Source organism: Candidatus Pantoea communis (assembly GCF_011752685.1).
GTDB classification, from domain to species: Bacteria; Pseudomonadota; Gammaproteobacteria; order Enterobacterales; family Enterobacteriaceae; genus Pantoea; species Pantoea communis.
This window is the reverse complement of record NZ_VWXC01000024.1, coordinates 48892-69621: the sequence shown is the minus strand read 5'-3', so window position 1 is coordinate 69621 and position 20730 is coordinate 48892. Positions and strand designations below refer to the sequence as shown.

Here is a 20730-nt window from a genome sequence, read left to right as displayed (position 1 = left end):
AATCAATAATTTAAATGTCACCATTTAGCGACACATCAAAATCGTGTTTGTCGCTAATTTCCGACAATTTTGCGAGCCAGCCAAAGTAGGTCATGGCGTAATTGAGTGAGTGAGTGAGTGAGTGAGTGAGTGAGTCTGGACCAGCCGGCCAAAAGAAAGGCCGCCTTGCGGCGGCCTCTGATGCTATTGGCTAAATTAGCCCAGCTGCTTACGTGCGTTGCGGAAGATACGCATCCATGGGCTGTCCTCGCCCCACTCTGCTGGGTGCCAGGAGTTGCTCACGGTGCGGAACACACGCTCTGGGTGCGGCATCATAATGGTGACACGACCGCTTTCGTTGGTGACTGCAGTGATACCGTTCGGCGAGCCGTTCGGGTTGGCTGGGTAATTTTCGGTCACTTTACCGAAGTTGTCCACGAAGCGCAGCGCCACCAGACCTTTGCTTTCCAGCTGAGCCAGATGCGCACCGTCACGCACTTCCACGAAGCCTTCACCGTGCGACACGGCGATTGGCATATGAGAACCGGCCATGCCGTCCAGCAGCAGCGATGGGCTCGCAGCCACTTCGACCAGGCTGAAACGGGCTTCAAAACGCTCTGACTGGTTACGTACAAAGCGTGGCCACAGTTCGCTACCCGGAATCAGCTCACGCAGATTCGACATCATCTGGCAGCCGTTACACACGCCCAGCGCCAGCGTCTGCGGACGGTGGAAGAAGTTTTCGAACTCGTCACGCACACGGCCGTTGAACAGAATCGACTTCGCCCAACCTTCACCGGCACCCAATACGTCACCGTAAGAGAAGCCACCGCACGCTACCAGTGCCTGGAACTCTTCCAGACCACGGCGGCCCGCCAGCAGATCGCTCATGTGCACATCGACTGCGGTGAAACCAGCACGGTGGAAGGCAGCTGCCATCTCAACGTGGGAGTTCACGCCCTGCTCACGCAGTACGGCAACACGAGGACGCGCGCCTGTGGCGATCATCGGCGCAGCAACATCTTCTTCTGGCTTGAAGGTCAGATGAACGTTCAGGCCAGGATCGTTGTCGTCTTTCTTCGCTTCGTGCTCCTGATCGGCACAGGCAGGGTTGTCACGCAGGCGCTGCATCTGCCAGGTGGTTTCTGCCCACCAGGTACGCAGCGTGGTGCGGCTTTCGCTGTACACCGCGCTGTCGCCAGAACGGATGACAAAGCGATCGCCCGGCAGTGCCTGACCAATCACATGCACATTGCTGCTCAGGCCATGGTCGGCAAACACTTTCTCAACGGCGGCACGGTCAGCGGCGTTAATCTGGATCACTGCACCCAACTCTTCGGTGAACAGTGCTGCCAGCGCATCGTTACCCAGCGCGGCGATATCGGCTTCGATACCGCAGTGACCGGTGAAAGCCATTTCTGCCAGTGTTACCAGCAGGCCGCCATCAGAACGGTCATGGTAAGCCAGCAGCTTCTGCTCGGCCACCAGCGCCTGAATGGCGTTGAAGAAGCCCGCCAGTTGCGATGCATCACGTACGTCGGCTGGTTTGTCGCCTAACTGACGATAAACCTGTGACAGCGCGGTAGCACCCAGGGTGTTTGCGCCGTTGCCCAAATCAATCAGCAACAGCAGGTTATCCTGGTCAGCTTGCAGTTGAGGCGTTACGGTGCGGCGCACATCTTCCACACGCGCAAAGGCGGTAATGACCAGCGACAGCGGTGAGGTCATCTCACGCTCTTCAGTACCCTGCTGCCAGCGAGTTTTCATCGACATCGAGTCTTTGCCGACCGGAATAGTGATGCCCAGCGCCGGACACAGCTCTTCGCCAACCGCTTTAACCGCAGCGTACAAACCGGCATCTTCACCTGGGTGACCTGCTGCGGCCATCCAGTTTGCAGAGAGCTTCACGCGCTGCAGTGAACCAATCGCGGTGGCCGCCAGGTTGGTCAACGCTTCACCGACCGCTAAACGACCAGATGCAGCGAAGTCCAGCAAGGCGACTGGCGCACGTTCGCCCAGTGAGAAGGCTTCGCCGTGATAGCTATCCAGGCTGGCGGTGGTCACTGCACAGTTCGCTACCGGGATCTGCCATGGGCCGACCATCTGGTCACGCGCCACCATACCGGTTACCGAACGGTCACCGATGGTAATCAGGAAGGTTTTCTCTGCCACAGTTGGCAGATGCAGTACGCGATTAACGGCGTCAGCCACGGTAATGCCGTCACGCACCAGCGCATCGCCTTTGGCCTGCTGAGTGGCAACATCACGCGTCATCTTCGGCGTTTTGCCCAACAGCACGTCCAGCGGCATGTCGATAGGGTTGTTATCGAAGTGGCTATCCGCCAGGTTCAGATGCAGCTCTTCGGTGGCTTCACCGATCACCGCATAAGGGGCACGCTCACGCTTACACAGCTCGTCAAACAGCGCCAGCTGAGCCGGTGCCACCGCCAGCACATAACGTTCCTGGGATTCATTACACCACACTTCCAGCGGGCTCATGCCTGGCTCATCGTTGAGGATGTCGCGCAGGTTGAAGTTACCGCCACGGCCACCATCACTCACCAGCTCTGGCATCGCGTTCGACAGACCGCCAGCACCGACGTCGTGGATGAACAGAATCGGGTTGGCTTCGCCCAGCTGCCAGCAACGGTCGATCACTTCCTGGCAGCGACGTTCCATTTCCGGGTTGTCACGCTGGACAGATGCAAAATCCAGATCCGCATCAGACTGCCCAGAGGCCATTGAAGAGGCTGCTCCGCCACCGAGGCCAATGTTCATCGCGGGTCCGCCGAGCACGATCAGTTTCGCGCCGACGACGATCTCACCCTTCTGCACGTGGTCAGCACGGATGTTACCAATACCGCCCGCCAGCATGATCGGCTTATGGTAGCCACGCAGTTCTGAGCCATTATGGCTGTTCACGCGCTCTTCATAAGTACGGAAGTATCCGTTCAGTGCCGGACGGCCAAATTCGTTGTTGAACGCTGCGCCGCCCAGTGGGCCTTCAGTCATGATATCCAGCGCGGTAACAATACGCTCCGGCTTACCAAAATCTTCTTCCCACGGCTGTTCAAAACCCGGAATACGCAGGTTGGAAACGGAGAAACCGACCAGGCCCGCTTTCGGCTTCGCGCCACGTCCCGTTGCGCCTTCATCACGGATTTCACCACCGGAACCGGTCGCAGCACCTGGCCACGGCGAAATCGCGGTGGGGTGGTTATGGGTTTCCACCTTCATCAGGATATGCGCCTCTTCCTGATGGAAGGTGTATTCGCCCTTCTGCGCATCGGCGTAGAAGCGGCCCACTTTTGAACCTTCCATTACCGCGGCGTTGTCTTTATAAGCAGACAGAACGTGCTCAGGATTGTGTTCAAAGGTGTTTTTGATCATTTTAAACAGCGACTTCGGCTGTTTTTCACCGTCGATAATCCAGTCGGCGTTGAAGATTTTATGACGGCAGTGCTCTGAGTTTGCCTGAGCAAACATATAGAGCTCGATGTCGTTCGGATTGCGGCCCAGTTTGGTGAAGGCATTCAGCAAATAGTCGATTTCGTCATCGGCCAGTGCCAGGCCCAGCGTGGTGTTGGCCTGTTCCAGTGCAATGCGACCGGCACCCAGCACATCAACGCTTTTCAGCGGCTGTGGTTCATGGTGTGCGAACAACTGCTGCGCATCATTCAGGTCACCGAACACGGTCTCCATCATGCGGTCATGCAGCAGGCTAGCCAACTGTTGCCATTGCGCTTCCGTCAGCTGCGGCGCCTGCACATAGAAAGCCATACCGCGTTCGAGGCGGATAACCTGGGGCAGATCGCAGTTGTGCGCGATATCGGTGGCTTTTGATGACCACGGAGAAATGGTGCCGGGACGCGGCGTCACCAGTAACAGACGCCCTTGTGGCGCGTGCTCGGCGAGAGAAGGACCGTATTTCAGCAGACGTTGCAGGCGGGCATGTTCATCCGCACTGAGCGGTGCACTGACATCGGCAAAATGGACGTACTCGGCGTAAATATCACTCACTGGCAGGTGAGCGTCCTGAAAGCGGGTCAGCAGTTTGTTTACACGAAATGCCGACAGAGCGGGCGAACCACGCAGAATTTCCATCATCAAAGATCTCTCGTCTTCGAAGCGCCGGGCGACGCTTCATTGGGCGCAACAGGGGAAAACGGGCGGTATTATAGAGAAACAGCACGGGTTACGAAACCGTTTGCGCATAAAATCTGGCACTCAGCATTTGGCTGAATTTTGCACAATTCTTGCTATATAAGTTGCCCTGCTGCACTTTGTTGCGCAAAATGCCCCTCGCTCTGGGAGTAAAAACAACACAAATACTGCCTTTAAAAGACAGAGGCCTGTGAGCCATTACGAGACAACTATTTGAAACGCCTGAAAATAAACTATCTGTTTATCGGTCTGATCACCGTGCTACTTGCGCTGGCACTGTGGCCTTCCATCCCCTGGTACGGGGGCGGAAAAGACGCGTTATCACAGATTAAATCACGTGGAGTGCTGCGCATCAGTACCGTCAACTCCCCGCTGACTTACTACACCATCAATAATGCACCAGCCGGTATGGATTACGAGCTGGCGAAACGCTTCGCCGATTATCTTGGCGTCAAACTTGAGGTTACGGTGCGTCCGAACCTCGGCGATCTGTTTGACGATCTGGATGATGGTAAGGCGGATTTGCTCGCAGCTGGGCTGATCTACAACGGTGAACGCCTTGCCCACTATCAAAGTGGACCGAGCTACTACTCTGTTTCGCAGCAGTTGGTGTACCGCATTGATAAGCCACGGCCGAAGAATCTCGGCGATTTGAAAGGCCGCCTGATTGTGCAGTCCGGTTCGGCATATCTGTCAACTTTACGTTCCGCAAAAGCTGACAGCTATCCCGATCTCGATTGGGCGATTTCTACCGATCAGGGACAGAAAGCGCTGCTGGAAGCCGTCGCCGACGGCAAGCTGGATTACACCGTGGGCGATTCGGTCACCATCGGCTTATTGCAGCGCATCCATCCGCAGCTGGCCGTAGCATTCGACATCACCGATGAAGAACCGGTCACCTGGTATCTGCCACGCAATGATGATGACAGTCTGAATGCGGCAATGCTCGACTTCTACAGCCAGATGGGCGAAGAAGGCACAATGGCGCGCCTCGAAGAGAAGTATCTCGGTCACGTTGGCACTTTTGATTACGTGGATACCCGCACCTTCCTGCGCGCGATTGATAACACGTTGCCGGATATCAAACCGCTGTTTGAGAAATACGCGGCGAGCATGGACTGGCGTCTGCTGGCAGCCATCTCTTATCAGGAGTCGCACTGGAATCCGCAGGCGACCTCACCGACCGGCGTGCGTGGCATGATGATGTTGACGCGTAACACCGCTGACAGCCTTGATGTGAACGATCGCCTCGATCCTGAGCAGAGCATCCGCGGCGGCAGCGAATACCTGCAACGTATGATGGAGAAGGTGCCGGACACCATTCCTGATGATGAGCGCATCTGGTTTGCATTGGCGGCCTATAACATGGGCTATGCGCACATGCTGGATGCCCGCAAGCTGACGGCCAAACAAGGCGGTAATCCTGATAGCTGGGCCGATGTCAAACAGCGTCTGCCGATGCTGAGCCAGAAGCGTTATTACGCGCAAACCTCCTACGGTTACGCGCGCGGCCATGAAGCTTACAACTATGTCGAGAACATCCGTAAGTATCAGATCAGTCTGGTGGGATATCTGCAGGAGCAGGAGAAGCGCATCGCTCAGCAGTCGGCGCTGGAAGCCGAATTGGGCGCCGGTTACCCGGCGGTCGAACCTAAGATTGCGATGAACTAACCTTCGCGCTGCGCCTGGCGCAGCGCTTTCTTTTGCTCACGGCGCATGCGGAAGAAGTCACTCAACATTCCGGCACACTCTTCTGCAAGCACACCGCAATCAATCTGAATCTGATGATTCATACCTGGGTGACCAATCACGTCCATGAGCGAGCCCGCTGCGCCCGTTTTCTCATCCTTTGCACCATATACAAGCCGCGTAATGCGACTGTGTACCATCGCACCGGCGCACATCACGCAGGGTTCCAGCGTCACATACAACGTGGTATCAAGCAGGCGATAGTTTTCGAGGATTTTGCCGCCCTGCCGCAGCGCCATGATTTCGGCATGCGCGGTCGGGTCGCACTGACCAATCGGTCGATTCCAGCCTTCGCCAATCACTTTATCACCCTGCACTAATACCGCGCCGACCGGCACTTCGCCCTGTTCCCACGCGCGACGCGCCAGCTCCAGCGCATGGCGCATCCAATATTCATCAGTTTGTGGGTTCACCGGGCAGCTCCTGCGGATTTAAAGGCGGCGCATTATAGACGGAATCGCCGCATGATTCACTCCAGCTGTTGCAGCTCACCGCGAGGTGTCACCCGCCAGCGATGCTGGCAGAAGAACAGCAGCGGGTTATCCTGTTTACTGTCGCTGTAACCGCTGTAGAGTTGCAATGGTGTACCAATCTTCTCTTCGAGTTGAGCGACCTTCTCATGCCCGAGGCAACGCATGGCCAGCACGCGTCCCCCTAAACCGGGTTGCATCTGACTGGCAATCAGCTGTACGCGCGGCAGAAAGGCCGAATCGAAATAGACCTGCTCCACCAGTGATTGTGGTGAACCAGTGATCAGCCACACATCCGCATCATCGCTACTGAGATAATCGGTCAGACGTTGTTGCACCACCGGAAAAGCGGTGACGCGCTCGCGGAACCATGTCGCGAACGCGGCCTCACGCTGACGCAGGCGCAGCTCACTGTGGCCAAAAGTAATGGCCCACAGCAGTAAACTCATTGGCCAGCGTGCAGCGCGCCCTTTAAACAGCATTCCCAGACCAATCACCGGCAACAGCGGCACCACCAGCAACAGGTTGATCGGCTGACGTCGCAGCAGATAACGCATAAAAGTGCCAAACATGTCCTGCTGATGCAGCGTGCCATCAAGATCGAAAAACACCACGCGGCGTTGCGTACCCTTTGTCAAACTCCACTCCTTATCTTTCCTTTCTACGGCTTGCCCTACAGTTTAGCCAGCTTCAACGGCGGGGGCGAAAGCGGTCATTTTTAATTCCAATGGCCACAATGCCAGCTGAATAGTTTATTCTTTGTGTCGGCGTGCTGTCATTAAACCCTGATGGTGCGAAAAGAGACTAAGCTCAAGCGGGATTAGATGGATTAAGGATCGAACATGAGTTCATTGCTGCGAATTCGCCAGCTCTACCCTCGACTGGCGCTAAATGAGCGTCGGCTGGCGGATTTTTTGCTGTCGCAGCCGGATCGGGCACGGCATCTGAGTTCACAAAAACTGGCTGAGGAATCGGGCGTCAGCCAGTCGAGCGTGGTGAAGTTTGCCCAAAAATTGGGCTATAAGGGGTTCCCGGCGCTGAAACTGGCACTGAGTGAGTCGCTGGCGGATCGCGATGCCATCACCGTGCACAATCATATTCTTAGCGACGATCCCCTCAAAGTGGTCGGCGAAAAATTACTGACTGAGAAGATTTCCGCTATCCGCGCCACGCTGGATATCAACAGCGAAGAGAAATTGCTGCAAACCCTGCAATTGCTGAAAAACGCCAACCGCATTTTGTTAGTGGGCATCGGTGCGTCGGGGTTAGTGGCGAAAGATTTCTCATGGAAGCTGATGAAGATTGGCATCAACGCGGTAGCCGAGCAGGATATGCATGCCTTACTGGCGAGCGTGCAGGCGATGGCACCGGGGGATGTGCTGCTGGCGATTTCCTATACCGGCGAGCGGCGTGAGATTAACCTTGCGGCACAGGAAGCCGCACAGCTGGGGGTCGACGTGCTGGCGTTTACCGGCTTTACCCCCAACTCGCTGCAACAGTGCGCTTCCATATGCTTGTACACCGTTGCCGAGGAGCAAAGCACGCGCAGTGCCGCAATCTCATCCACCAGTGCACAACTGGCGTTGACCGACCTGCTGTTTATGGCGTTGGTACAAAACGATCCAGAACGCGCTTCAAGCCACATAAGGCACAGCGAAGAACTGGTCAAAAAACTGGTGTAATGCGAAAAAGGCCGTTATCCGGCCTTTTACTGGCTGATTCTTAGCCCACAGAAGGGTAACGCGGAGTTTTCCTGATTCCTGGCTGACTTATAGCGAATTCTGCTGCAGCGAACTTAATTCCCGCTTTGTTTGATCCAGCACAACAAACCCTGCGCCTGCAGAAGCCGATTTTATGATAAGGTGCGCGCCTTCTTTATCAGGCTAACGGCGATCATGGCTTTACTCATTACGGCGAAATGCATCAATTGCGATATGTGCGAACCTGAATGCCCGAACCAGGCTATCAGCTTCGGTGAGATGATCTATGAGATTGATGTCGACCGCTGCACCGAGTGCGTAGGCCATTATGATGTGCCGACCTGCCAAAGCGTCTGCCCGATTGATAACACCATCATTTCTGACCCACAGCACCCGGAAACCCGTGAGGCGCTGTGGGAGAAATTTGTCGTGTTGCACCCTTAGTCTTCGATGATCACCGTTGCGCAGGCGTAGTGGCGCTCATCGGCCAGGGTAACATGCACATGTTTCACGCCCAACTGGCTGGCAATCACTTTTGCCTGTTCGAAAAAGCGTAAGCCCGGTTTGCCCAGCGCATCGTTGTACACTTCGAATTGATTAAACGCCAGACCACCGCGAATCCCGGTACCAAAGGCTTTAGCCGCCGCTTCTTTCACCGCAAAACGTTTGGCAAGAAAGCGCACCGGTTGCTGGTGCGCCTGATATTGCTGCCACTCGGCTTCGCTCAAGACGCGACGCGCCAGACGATCGCCGGATCGCTCAATCACGCCAGCAATACGTTCGATTTCAACGATGTCGCTGCCGAGTCCGAGAATCGCCATTAACGACGCGCTTCCCGCATCAGCTGCTTCATCTCTGACACCGCATCTGCCAGGCCACTGAACAGCGCACGGCCAATGATGGCGTGACCAATGTTTAGCTCATGCATCTCCGGCAGTTCTGCGATGGGTTGCACGTTGTGATACGTCAGACCGTGACCGGCGTTAACCTTCAAACCGAGGCTGGCTGCAAACGTGGCCGCTTTGCGAATGCGAGACAGCTCGGCTTCACGCTCCAGCCCTTCCGGTGCTTCCGCGTAGGCGCCAGTGTGAATCTCAATGTAGGGTGCGCCGCTGGCAACGGCCGCTTCAATCTGGCGATGATCGGCATCGATAAACAGCGACACCAGGATACCCGCTTCGCTCAGCAGGCGAACCGCTGCGTTGATTTTGTCCTGCTGACCCGCCACATCTAATCCGCCTTCGGTGGTCACTTCCTGGCGCTTTTCTGGCACCAGACACACGAAGTGCGGCTTGATGTCGCAGGCAATGTCGATCATTTCATCGGTCACCGCCATCTCCAGATTCATACGCGTCTGGATGGTATCGCGCAGAATTCGCACATCGCGATCGGTGATATGACGACGATCTTCACGCAGGTGCACAGTGATGCCATCTGCGCCCGCCTGTTCAGAAACAAACGCAGCCTGGACTGGATCGGGATAATTCGTGCCACGTGCGTTACGTACGGTGGCGATGTGGTCAATGTTGACCCCTAACAGCAACTCAGCCATGACAATCCTTAAATAGGTTCAGTGTGTTTGCAGTGTACCGTGCTGAGCATATCAGGCGGTACGACCAGCGCTAGTCGTTTGCCACATCGGGCTTCTTTTTCGGCACAAACTGGCGAAACAGTTCCTGGCTCTTCAACGGTTTACCGCCCAGATAAGGCTTGAGCGCCATACGCGTGAAGCGCTTGGCAGCACGCAGGCTGTCGGCATCGGGAAACTCGCGTTCCCACAGCGCACGCAACTGGCGACCGGTAAAACTGCGTTGATTCACCACCAGGCTGGCGATAAACCCCTTCTCTTCACGATAACTGTACGTCATGCCGTCATCGATCTCCTCACCACTGCCCGCACAGTGCAGGAAATCCACGCCGTAGCCAAGATGGCCCAGCAGCGCCAGTTCAAAGCGACGCAGCGCCGGTTCAGGCGTGCCACTGCCTGCGGCCAGCATCTGGATGCAATGGAGATAGTCAAAGAAGAGGTCGGAGAAAGGAATTTCCTGCTCAAGCACGCGAGACAGCAGTTCGTTAACGTACAACCCGCAGTAGAGCGTGATGCCACTGAGCGGTAAGGCCAGTGACACCGCTTCGGCGCTGCGCAGCGTTTTAACTTCGCCACGTCCCCCCCAGCGCACCAGCAGCGGCGTGAAGGGTTGGAGTGCACCTTTGAGTTGGGAACGGCGCGAGCGTGCGCCTTTGGCCAGGACGCGGACGCGCCCTTCGCTTTCGCTGAACAGATCGAGCAGGAGGCTGGTTTCGCTGTAAGGGCGACTATGCAGCACAAAGGCGCGTTGCCAGCCTTCCATCAATTATTCGTCTGTATAGCCCAGGCTGCGCAGTGCACGTTCGTCATCCGCCCAACCCGATTTCACTTTAACCCACAGTTCGAGATGCACTTTGGCTTCAAACATCTCTTCCATGTCTTTACGCGCTTCAATACCGATGGTTTTAATCTTGGCGCCTTTGTTGCCAATCACCATCTTCTTCTGCCCTTCGCGCTCGACGAGGATCAGACCGTTGATGTCATAGCCACCACGATCGTTAGAGACGAACTGTTCGATTTCCACGGTCACTGAGTAAGGCAGTTCCGCACCGAGGAAGCGCATCAGTTTTTCACGGATGATCTCAGACGCCATGAAGCGCTGTGAACGATCCGTTATGTAATCTTCCGGGAAGTGATGGTCAGATTTCGGCAGGCATTTACGCGCGATAGCGGCAATGGCATCAACGTTCTTACCGCTTTCTGCCGAGATCGGTACAATCTCAAGGAAATTCATTTGCTGGCTCAGGAACTGCAGGTGTGGCAGCAGAATGGTTTTATCCTGAATGTTATCGACCTTGTTAACCGCCAGCACCACCGGCACTTTGCCGTCGCGCAGCTTGTTCAAGACCATTTCGTCGTCCGGCGTCCAGCGGGTGCCTTCAACAACAAAAATCACCAGCTCCACATCACCAATTGAGCTGCTGGCAGCACGGTTCATCAGGCGGTTAATCGCCCGCTTCTCTTCCATGTGCAGCCCGGGAGTATCCACGTAGATCGCCTGATAAGCGCCTTCAGTGTGAATACCCATGATGCGGTGACGCGTGGTTTGCGGTTTACGCGAGGTGATCGACACTTTCTGCCCCAGTAATTGGTTCAGTAAGGTGGATTTGCCAACGTTAGGTCGGCCAACAATCGCGATAAAGCCGCTGTGTGTTTCGATTTCGCTCATTCGAGTCCTGACTTGGGCAGCGTCGCTGTCGGCGCTGCGATATGACTATGTATTTTATTCGAGACCAAGCTTAATTAATGCCTGTTCAGCGGCAGCTTGCTCTGCTTTACGGCGGCTGGAACCTACACCCACCACCGGTTCTGCCATGCCACTCACCTGACAGTGAATGGTGAATTCCTGATCGTGGGCTTCGCCACGCACCTGCACCACCAGATAAGAAGGCAGCGGCAGGTGACGCCCTTGCAGAAACTCCTGCAGACGCGTTTTTGGATCTTTTTGCTTATCACCCGGGCTGATTTCATCAAGGCGATTTTGGTACCAATCGAGAATCAGTTTCTCAACGGTTTGAATGTTGCTGTCGAGGAAGATACCGCCAATCAGCGCTTCAACCGTATCAGCAAGAATCGATTCGCGACGGAAACCGCCACTCTTCAACTCGCCCGGTCCAAGACGTAAACATTCGCCAAGTTCAAACTCACGCGCCATCTCTGCCAGGGTATTGCCCCGTACCAGCGTAGCGCGCATGCGGCTCATGTCACCTTCATCCACACGCGGGAAGCGGTGATAAAGCGCATTGGCAATCACATAGCTGAGAATGGAATCGCCAAGAAACTCAAGACGTTCATTGTGCTTACTGCTGGCACTGCGGTGAGTCAATGCTTGCTGCAGTAGTTCCGGATGAGTAAAAGTGTAGCCCAGTTTGCGCTGCAGCTTGTTAATAAGGATGGGGTTCATGCGATTCCAGTTATTCTGTGCGTCTGTAACTCTGCATACGAAACAGGGCTGAGCTTCCAACACGTTCTGTTTCGTTTGCAGTGGCCCCCCGAAAGAGGCCAACCGTGTTGCCCACCGCAGTGGGCATAATGCTTAGTGGATTCCGCCGATGCGACTTAAGCGCACGCCCGTTGGCCACTGTCCTTCTTGTTTCTCAAAGCTCATCCAGATAGCCACCGCTTTACCGACCAGATTCTTCTCAGGCACAAAGCCCCAGTAGCGGCTGTCGGCGCTGTTATCGCGGTTATCACCCATCATGAAATATTGCCCTTCCGGCACGATCCACGTGGATTGCGGCTGACCCGGCTGCTGATAATACATGCTTGCCTGGCTCTGCGCTTCGTTTACTAACAGGATATCGTGCGTCACCGTGCCCAACGTCTCTTTACGTGTTCCCAGACGCAGGCCGCCCTTCATGGTTTCGCCCTGTGGTGCTTCAAAGAAGCCGTTGCCGGTTTCATTGCCATCAAAGCCGCTGAAGGTTTGAATGAAGCGGCTTGGCTCTACGTTGGTATAGGTGATCGGCAACGCGGTATCGCATTTGCCCGTGCCACAACCCGGGTTAACCGTCAGCGTTTTACTGTAAGGATCAAACACCACTTTGTCGCCCGGCAGACCGATCACACGTTTAATGTAATCGACGCTCGGATCTTTCGGGTATTTAAACACCGCCACATCACCACGCTGCGGATGACCCGTTGGGATCAGCGTGGTTTGAGTAATCGGATCTTTGATTCCGTAAGCAAACTTCTCCACCAGAATAAAATCACCAATCAGCAACGTCGGCATCATGGAACCTGATGGGATCTGGAACGGCTCAAAAATAAATGAGCGAACGATCAGTACCACTGCCAGCACCGGGAACACCGATGCCGCCGTTTCTACCCAGCCTGGCTGAGCCGCCACTTTGGCCAGCGTTTTGCCGTCCAATGTGTTGCCCGCCTGCGCTTGTGCAGCTGCCTGCTTAGCACGACGCGCCGGAGCCCACTTAAAGCGATCGATACACCAGATAACACCCGTTATAAGCGTGGCGATCACCAGAATCAGGGCGAACATATTAGCCATTAAAGTTCCTTATTTGCTGTCTTTACCGACATGCAGAATGGCAAGGAATGCTTCCTGCGGCAGCTCAACGTTGCCGACCTGCTTCATTCGCTTCTTACCGTCTTTCTGCTTCTGCAACAGTTTCTTCTTACGGCTCACGTCACCGCCATAGCATTTCGCCAGGACGTTTTTACGCAGCTGCTTGACCGTTGAGCGAGCGATAATGTGGTTGCCGATTGCCGCCTGAATCGCAATATCGAACTGCTGACGTGGGATCAGATCTTTCATCTTCTCCACGAGGTCGCGGCCACGATACTGAGAGTTATCACGGTGGGTAATCAGCGCCAGCGCATCAACACGTTCTGAGTTAATCATCACGTCGACACGCACCATGTCAGAGGCCTGGAAACGTTTAAAGTTATAGTCCAGCGATGCATAGCCGCGAGACGTTGATTTCAGACGGTCGAAGAAGTCGAGTACCACTTCTGCCATCGGGATTTCATAGGTCAGCGCAACCTGTTTACCGTGGTAAACCATGTTGGTCTGCACACCGCGTTTCTCAATACACAGGGTGATGACGTTGCCGAGGAATTCCTGCGGCAGCAGCATATGACACTCGGCGATCGGTTCGCGCAGTTCTTCAATATTGTTCAGCGGTGGCAGCTTCGAAGGGCTGTCAACATAGACGGTCTGGCCGTCGGTGGTGATGACTTCATAAACTACCGTTGGCGCTGTAGTAATCAGGTCGAGATCGTATTCACGCTCCAGACGTTCCTGAATGATCTCCATGTGCAGCAGACCGAGGAAGCCGATGCGGAAGCCGAAGCCCAGCGCCGTTGAGCTTTCTGGCTCATAGAACAGTGAGGCATCGTTGAGGCTCAGTTTGCCCAGCGCATCACGGAACGCTTCATAGTCATCAGAGCTGATCGGGAACAGGCCAGCATATACCTGTGGCTTCACTTTCTTAAAGCCTGGCAGGACATGTTCAGCAGGATTGCGTTGCAGCGTCAGGGTGTCACCGACTGGCGCGCCCATGATGTCTTTGATAGCGCAAACCAACCAGCCTACTTCACCGCAGTTCAGTTCATTACGGTCAACCTGTTTCGGTGTAAAGATACCTAAGCGATCAGCGTTATAGGTCTGACCGGTGCTCATCACCTTCACTTTGTCGCCTTTACGCAGCGTACCGTTCTTGATACGAATCAGTGACACAACGCCCAGGTAGTTATCGAACCATGAGTCGATGATCAGCGCCTGCAGTGGGCCTTCCGGATCACCTTCCGGTGGTGGGATATCACGCACCAGACGCTCAAGCACATCCGGAACGCCAACGCCGGTTTTCGCCGAGCAGCGCACGGCATCAGCCGCATCAATACCGACGATATCTTCAATCTCTTCCGCCACGCGCTCAGGATCGGCCGCAGGCAAGTCGATTTTGTTCAGAACCGGTACCACTTCCAGATCCATTTCCATTGCGGTGTAGCAGTTCGCCAGCGTCTGTGCTTCAACGCCCTGACCTGCATCGACCACCAGCAAAGCCCCTTCACAAGCCGCTAAAGAGCGGGAAACTTCATAGGAGAAGTCAACGTGGCCGGGAGTATCGATAAAATTGAGCTGGTAAGTTTCACCGTTCAGCGCTTTGTAATCGAGCGTGACGCTTTGCGCTTTGATGGTAATGCCGCGCTCGCGCTCCAGATCCATAGAATCCAGAACCTGCGCCGCCATCTCACGATCGCTGAGGCCACCACAAATCTGAATCAAGCGGTCAGAGAGCGTTGATTTGCCGTGGTCGATGTGTGCGATGATGGAGAAATTTCGTATGTGCTTCATTTATATGAATATCTTCACGTAAAAAATCAGTGGAAAACTTGAGCACAGACACATTCAGGAAAGTGAGCTTTACCCGGAATCCTGTCAGCCTCATTAATGACGACGCATATTACACTGTTAACGCCGCGCGTTAAAGAATGGAACTGTGGGGAATCGCAACAGATTTCAGCGGGTAAGCCTAAATGAAAAAGCCGCGCATTGCGCGGCCCTGGCAGGGATCAACCTTCATTTTCTACGCGCATGGCATCGGGCGGTAACGCAACGCTGAGGATGATCGGCTGAAAGGCTTCCCGATGACCGAACACGCTGGAAACCCCTTTAGCCACAATAAAGCCACCAATGCCGCCTAACAGTGCACCGCAGGCCGCCGCCAGATCGCTGTGGAACAGCATCTGAAACAGACCTGCGACTAAAAACAGGCCAAACAGCGGCGTCATGTAAACCAGCAGCGCTGAACCCAGCAGACTGCTTTCACGGATACCCAATTCAATGCGCTGTCCGGGCTGTAAAGGCTCCGGGCTGGCAATGGTCATGACATGAGCATTTTTCGGCCCAAGTTGATTGAGCGCGTGGCTGCCGCAGCCTTTGCGGGCTGAACAGCTGTTACAGGAGGTTTTCGCTTCCGAGTGCAGCGTGGCAATGCCTTCTTCCCACGCCACCACGGTGGCCCATTCTCTCATCATTTTTGTGCACCTGAATCTATGCTGTCCGCGATACGTTTGGCCGTTGCAGGCGGTAATTCGCCCACCACGGTGATTTCACGATTATCGCGCACTTCTGTCTGCACCGTACGACGCCCAGTGCGCAATGACTGCGGCACACTGCTTTTATCGGCAGGCGTAATGTTGATAGCAAAGCTAAATAAGCCATCGCTGTACAGACGAGATTCTACGGTTTTATTCATGGCTGGCATATCGCGGCGACTCTGCGAAATCAGTGTCATACCCGCTGGCAACCAGCCTGGCTGCCAGCTGAGCTGCACTTTATCGCCCGCCGGTAATGACAGCGTTGGCGGCAGATTGGCTTTTTCCAGCCCCTGCATCAGATTACGCACGCCTTCATCCACCGCAAAGCTGATGACACGGAACTGCTCCAGCGTTTCACCATCACGATCCAGCAAATCAATGCGTAGCGGCAATTTAGTATCAACATCCAGCCACACGACATAGCTGTAGCGCGTGCCATCACGCGACACGATGCGCACCACTTCGCACATTTGATCGGCCATACGTGAACGTCCTACCGGAATAAAATCGTAGGCATCACCAAGGCGGGAGAAATCAGCAAACATCAATGCAGGCAGCGCATCAATAATGTGATTGCCCGGTAGTGAGAAAGGATCAAGTCCAGGCTCGAAGTAGCTGATGTCATTGCCACGTTGAATCACTTCACGACGCGGCCCATCCATCTGCAACAGTTGGGCAAAGATACGATTATCGATAACTGCATGACGATAGCGCAGAGATTCAATGCCAAGACGAGAGACATTGATGTAGGCGAATTCGTAGTTGAGGTTCTGGCTTGCCTGCTCCATCTGCTGTAACAACGCCCCGGAAGCAGATGTCTGCGCCGGGGCGGTGGAGGACCAAAGCAGGCTGCCTGCCAGCAGGCTAACGGCACACCAAAGTTGCTTCATTACTGCTGTTGAGTTCCTAACGACTGATTTCCGGGAACATTAGCTTGCGCCTGCTGTGGATCATTCTTTTCATCGAACTGGACCTGATCAGCATGCAGACGGCGTTGCAGTTCATAGTCCTGCAGCATGGCATTCACACGACGACGCTGTTCCTGTACCTGCTGGTTAGAGCTATTGGTGTCAAACGCGTCAGAAGGGACGCCAAGACTGACAGGAGAAGCTTTACCCATCATCGGCAGCGTATTAAACGCTGGAGAATCTGAGGTTTCCGTTGCACTGCTGCCAGGCTGAGTATTGTAGTGCTGAACACCGACAATCACCGCCAGCGAGACACAGGCAGCCACACCAATCTGCGCCAGTTGTGCAGTCCAGGTGCCGCCACGACGCCAGAACGGCATTTTCTCCCAGCGTGATGGCTCAGGCTGCGCTTCAGGAATCAGCGGAGTCACTTTACGCAATGGCTCATTTTCAATGGCCGCTGCAACGCGTGCGGAGATATCAAAATGCAGCACTTCACCGACATCACCTCGTAAGGTGTCGCGGATTAGATGGTAGCTCTCCCAGCTTTTTTGAAGATCTGCATCCTTCGACAACGACGCCAACAGCTCGTTATCGAGAGTTTCACCATCCATTAAAGCGGAAAGTTTTTCTTTCTGCATGCTTTGGTACCCTTCCAGTAGCCGTTATCACTGACGTTGGATAAGCGGTTGAACTTTATTATCAATGGCCTCTCGGGCACGGAAGATACGCGAACGAACGGTACCCACCGGGCAATCCATGATGGCGGCAATCTCTTCGTAACTTAAACCATCCAACTCCCTGAGGGTGATGGCCATACGCAGATCTTCGGGAAGCGCCTCAATGGTCCGAAAAACAATTTGTTTCAGTTCCTCTGACAACATTAAGTTCTCAGGGTTCGAAATTTCTTTTAATGCTCCCGCACTTTCGAAATTTTCTGCATCGATAGCATCCACATCGCTGGATGGCGGACGACGCCCCTGAGCCACTAAATAGTTTTTTGCTGTATTCACCGCAATGCGGTACAGCCATGTATAAAAGGCGCTATCGCCACGGAAAGATTCCAGTGCGCGATACGCTTTAATAAAGGATTCCTGAACCACATCAGGCACATCGCCTGAAGGGACATAACGTGAAACCAGGCTCGCCACTTTATGCTGGTATCGAATCACCAGTAAATTAAATGACTTTTGATCTCCCTTCTGAACCCGCTCAACGAGAACCTGATCCGTTAACTGCTCGCTCATCCGAGGTAATGTCTCCCCAAATCTCTTTTTATGCGTAAGTGAACTGCCAGCACATCTCATTGTTCTGAGCAAGCATGCGCTTAGAGTCATATGTTGGCCTGAAGTTCACCACGACCAGATATTTTCCGTATCGGAACCACGACATCATTGTTGTTGATTGTCTTTCAGTGTAGCGACTGGCTACGCCGTTGGCGTCATTTGCGGCACCGATAATCGCTGGGAGAGTACCCTATGACGCCCTAATTTTCACCTTTATTACCTGAATTTTCAGAGTGTTTGGTATAAAAAACACGATGTGCTTATTTTCGGACATAACTTACTGAAATCGCGTGATTATGTCGCCGCTCTGGATAATTTTACCGCGTAATTTGTTCAAAATACTTCACAGGACCGGCTTCCAGGCTTATGCTCGGAAAACCTTTTGTTTAGTAAATTAAACACCATGACATCGAATCCTGATTACCAATGTGATGTGTTAATTGTGGGTAGCGGTGCTGCAGGCCTCTCTCTGGCGCTGCGACTGGCACCCTATTACCAGGTGACCGTGTTAAGCAAAGCACAGGTGAACGAAGGTTCGACGCTGTATGCCCAGGGCGGTATCGCCGCGGTGTTTGATGAAACAGACAGCATTGAATCTCACGTCGAAGACACATTAATTGCCGGTGCAGGCTTATGTGAGCGCGAAACCGTTAGCTTTATCGCCAGCAATGCGCGCCATTGCGTGCAGTGGTTGATTGATAACGGCGTGGCCTTCGACAAGGAACCACAAGGTGACGGCGAAGCGCGTTACCATCTGACGCGCGAAGGTGGTCACAGCCATCGTCGAATCCTGCACAGCGCCGATGCCACTGGCCGCGCGGTGGAAACCACGCTGGTGAGCCAGGCGCTAAGCCATCCCAACATCCGTATTATTGAACGCACTAACGCCGTTGATTTAATTCTTTCCGACAAACTGGGGCTGCCGGGTAAGCGTCGGGTGGTGGGCGCGTGGATCTGGAACCGCAATCGCGAACAGGTGGAAACCTGTCGTGCTCGTGCGGTGGTACTGGCCACTGGCGGTGCAGCAAAAGTGTATCAGTACACCACCAACCCGGATGTGGCCTCTGGTGATGGTATTGCGATGGCATGGCGTGCTGGCTGCCGTGTCGCCAATCTGGAATTCAATCAGTTCCACCCCACCTGTCTGTTCCATCCTCAGGCACAGAACTTTTTGCTCACGGAAGCGTTGCGCGGCGAAGGCGCATGGCTGTTGCGCCCGGATGGTACCCGTTTTATGCCTGATTTTGACGAGCGCGCTGAACTGGCCCCGCGCGATATCGTGGCGCGCGCTATCGATCATGAAATGAAGCGTTTAGGTGTCGATTGCATGTATCTGGATATCAGCCATCAGCCAGAGAGTTTTGTCCGCGCGCACTTCCCAATGATCTACGAGAAATTGCTGACCTTCGGACTGGACCTGACCAAACAGCCAATTCCCATCGTGCCTGCCGCGCACTACACCTGCGGCGGCGTGATGGTGGATCAGCAGGGCCGCACCGATGTCGATGGGCTGTATGCCATTGGTGAAGTGAGCTACACCGGCCTGCACGGTGCCAATCGTATGGCATCGAATTCTTTGCTGGAGTGTCTGGTATATGGCTGGTCTGCGGCGGAGGACATGATTCGCCGCTTGCCGGATGTTGCCGCCGTCGAGCAACTGCCGGCCTGGGATGAAAGCCGGGTCGATGACGCGGACGAACGCGTAGTGATTCAGCACAACTGGCATGAACTGCGCCTGTTCATGTGGGATTACATGGGAATTGTGCGCACCACCAAAAGGCTTGAGCGCGCACTGCGCAGAATTAATTTACTGCAGCAGGAGATCGATGAGTATTACGCGCATTTCCGCCTCTCCAATAACCTGCTGGAGTTACGCAATCTGGTGCAGGTGGCGGAGTTGATGGTCCGCTGTGCGCTGGAACGCAAAGAGAGTCGCGGCCTGCACTATACGCCTGATTATCCCGATCAACTCCCGGAAGCTTTACCGACTCAACTCCAGCCAGAGCATTATCGGAACAGATAGAAATCACTCACCAGACTCAGCCAGTCAGCCGAATAGCTCTTATCTTCATCACGAATGGCGAGACGTTCCAGCAACGTTTCGCCTGCCGTGGGCGAGAAACCTAACACCAGACGATTCGGCGGACGATGCGCGTAAGCCGCCACGTCGTAGCGATACCGCAGATGCCAGCCTTCAGCCAGCGCCAGTGGAATAAGATTTTCTCCCGCATCTTCGGGCAGCACCACGCAAAAAATCCCCTCTTCTTCAATTAGCTGAGCGGCACAACGCAATAGCGTGGGATGATCAAGTGTGGTGGTACTGCGCGCGCTATCACGCTCTGCGCTGGCTGACGCCGTTCCCGGCGCAAAAAAAGGTGGATTGCTGACGATCAGGGAGTAGCGTTTTTCCGATTGCTCGCTCCAGCTGACGATGTCCTGTTGATGTACAGTGATGCGATCGGCCCAGGGAGAAGCCTGCACGTTTTCCTCAGCCTGGCTAGCCGCACTGGTTTCCAGCTCGACGGCATCCAGCATCACCTGTTGTGGCGTACGCTGTGCCAGCATCAGCGCAATCAATCCGCTGCCGCAGCCAATATCCAGAATTCGTCGCGCGCCTGCCACTGGCGCCCAGGCACCCAGTAACACGCCATCGGTGCCGACTTTCATCGCGCAGCGGTCATGCGCCACGAAAAATTGCTTAAAGGTAAAACCATCTTTTCTTAACATTGCCCGCGTCTGCGGCTGGTCCTGAGACATACTTCACTACCGTTGAATTATCTACTGCGGGGAGTGTAACGTGGTCGTGAGGGGAATTCACCTTCA

General features: G+C 54.5%; 19 protein-coding genes. 4 read left to right on the top strand and 15 right to left on the bottom strand.

The window, feature by feature from the left end; translation table 11 throughout:
• Positions 1 to 195: 195 nt before the first annotated feature.
• Positions 196 to 4086 (bottom strand): phosphoribosylformylglycinamidine synthase, encoded by a 3891-nt coding sequence (purL, locus tag F3J37_RS23865; RefSeq protein ID WP_166936236.1) that lies wholly within the window; start codon positions 4084 to 4086, stop codon positions 196 to 198.
• A 270-nt stretch (positions 4087 to 4356) separates the two neighbouring features.
• Here purL and mltF point away from each other — a divergent pair, with 270 nt between their 5' ends.
• Positions 4357 to 5814 (top strand): membrane-bound lytic murein transglycosylase MltF, encoded by a 1458-nt coding sequence (gene mltF / locus F3J37_RS23860; protein ID WP_166936234.1) that lies wholly within the window; start codon positions 4357 to 4359, stop codon positions 5812 to 5814.
• On the opposite strand, the gene tadA is transcribed toward mltF, so the two are convergent.
• Together tadA and yfhb are read right to left on the bottom strand one after the other, a co-directional pair.
• A complete protein-coding gene (gene tadA / locus F3J37_RS23855; protein WP_097118618.1) occupies positions 5811 to 6305 on the bottom strand; it encodes a tRNA adenosine(34) deaminase TadA in 495 nt (164 codons plus the stop codon). The genes mltF and tadA overlap by 4 nt on opposite strands.
• A gap of 56 nt (positions 6306 to 6361) precedes the next feature.
• On the bottom strand, positions 6362 to 7000 hold the full coding sequence (yfhb, locus tag F3J37_RS23850; RefSeq protein WP_058959159.1) for a phosphatidylglycerophosphatase C: 639 nt from the start codon (positions 6998 to 7000) through the stop codon (positions 6362 to 6364).
• 204 nt (positions 7001 to 7204) lie between these two features.
• Between yfhb and F3J37_RS23845 the strand changes: the two genes are divergently transcribed.
• Positions 7205 to 8044, top strand: coding sequence for a MurR/RpiR family transcriptional regulator (locus F3J37_RS23845; protein ID WP_034825629.1), 840 nt, complete (start codon positions 7205 to 7207; stop codon positions 8042 to 8044).
• A gap of 213 nt (positions 8045 to 8257) precedes the next feature.
• Positions 8258 to 8506, top strand: coding sequence for a YfhL family 4Fe-4S dicluster ferredoxin (locus F3J37_RS23840; RefSeq protein WP_166936232.1), 249 nt, complete (start codon positions 8258 to 8260; stop codon positions 8504 to 8506).
• Here the strand turns inward: F3J37_RS23840 and acpS are convergent.
• From acpS to rpoE, 11 genes are all read right to left on the bottom strand, one after another.
• On the bottom strand, positions 8503 to 8883 hold the full coding sequence (gene acpS / locus F3J37_RS23835; RefSeq protein ID WP_034825626.1) for a holo-ACP synthase: 381 nt from the start codon (positions 8881 to 8883) through the stop codon (positions 8503 to 8505). The two genes, F3J37_RS23840 and acpS, sit on opposite strands and share 4 nt — an antisense overlap.
• Positions 8883 to 9614 carry a pyridoxine 5'-phosphate synthase gene (pdxJ, locus tag F3J37_RS23830; protein WP_034825624.1) on the bottom strand — a complete coding sequence of 244 codons (732 nt, stop codon included), beginning with the start codon at positions 9612 to 9614 and terminating at the stop codon, positions 8883 to 8885. Before pdxJ ends, acpS begins: the two co-directional genes overlap by 1 nt.
• A gap of 70 nt (positions 9615 to 9684) precedes the next feature.
• Positions 9685 to 10413 (bottom strand): DNA repair protein RecO, encoded by a 729-nt coding sequence (gene recO / locus F3J37_RS23825; RefSeq protein WP_034825622.1) that lies wholly within the window; start codon positions 10411 to 10413, stop codon positions 9685 to 9687.
• A 3-nt stretch (positions 10414 to 10416) separates the two neighbouring features.
• A complete protein-coding gene (gene era, locus F3J37_RS23820) occupies positions 10417 to 11319 on the bottom strand; it encodes a GTPase Era (RefSeq protein WP_034825620.1) in 903 nt (300 codons plus the stop codon).
• Positions 11320 to 11373: 54 nt separating this feature from the next.
• On the bottom strand, positions 11374 to 12054 hold the full coding sequence (gene rnc, locus F3J37_RS23815) for a ribonuclease III (protein ID WP_034825618.1): 681 nt from the start codon (positions 12052 to 12054) through the stop codon (positions 11374 to 11376).
• A 132-nt stretch (positions 12055 to 12186) separates the two neighbouring features.
• Positions 12187 to 13158 (bottom strand): signal peptidase I, encoded by a 972-nt coding sequence (gene lepB / locus F3J37_RS23810; RefSeq protein ID WP_034825616.1) that lies wholly within the window; start codon positions 13156 to 13158, stop codon positions 12187 to 12189.
• A gap of 9 nt (positions 13159 to 13167) precedes the next feature.
• Positions 13168 to 14967: a translation elongation factor 4 gene (lepA, locus tag F3J37_RS23805; RefSeq protein WP_034825613.1), complete on the bottom strand. Its 1800-nt coding sequence runs from the start codon at positions 14965 to 14967 to the stop codon at positions 13168 to 13170.
• A 218-nt stretch (positions 14968 to 15185) separates the two neighbouring features.
• Positions 15186 to 15650: a SoxR-reducing system protein RseC gene (rseC, locus tag F3J37_RS23800; protein ID WP_166936230.1), complete on the bottom strand. Its 465-nt coding sequence runs from the start codon at positions 15648 to 15650 to the stop codon at positions 15186 to 15188.
• A complete protein-coding gene (gene rseB / locus F3J37_RS23795; RefSeq protein ID WP_034825608.1) occupies positions 15647 to 16603 on the bottom strand; it encodes a sigma-E factor regulatory protein RseB in 957 nt (318 codons plus the stop codon). The genes rseC and rseB overlap by 4 nt, the downstream gene beginning before the upstream one ends.
• Positions 16603 to 17262, bottom strand: a complete 660-nt coding sequence (gene rseA / locus F3J37_RS23790; protein ID WP_034825605.1) for an anti-sigma-E factor RseA — start codon at positions 17260 to 17262, stop codon at positions 16603 to 16605. Before rseA ends, rseB begins: the two co-directional genes overlap by 1 nt.
• A 27-nt stretch (positions 17263 to 17289) precedes the next feature.
• A complete protein-coding gene (gene rpoE, locus F3J37_RS23785) occupies positions 17290 to 17868 on the bottom strand; it encodes an RNA polymerase sigma factor RpoE (RefSeq protein WP_038645348.1) in 579 nt (192 codons plus the stop codon).
• 442 nt (positions 17869 to 18310) lie between these two features.
• Here rpoE and nadB point away from each other — a divergent pair, with 442 nt between their 5' ends.
• Positions 18311 to 19930 carry an L-aspartate oxidase gene (gene nadB, locus F3J37_RS23780; protein ID WP_166936240.1) on the top strand — a complete coding sequence of 540 codons (1620 nt, stop codon included), beginning with the start codon at positions 18311 to 18313 and terminating at the stop codon, positions 19928 to 19930.
• Here nadB and trmN read toward each other — a convergent pair.
• Positions 19915 to 20664: a tRNA(1)(Val) (adenine(37)-N(6))-methyltransferase TrmN gene (gene trmN / locus F3J37_RS23775; RefSeq protein WP_166936228.1), complete on the bottom strand. Its 750-nt coding sequence runs from the start codon at positions 20662 to 20664 to the stop codon at positions 19915 to 19917. The genes nadB and trmN overlap by 16 nt on opposite strands.
• Positions 20665 to 20730 lie beyond the last annotated feature (66 nt).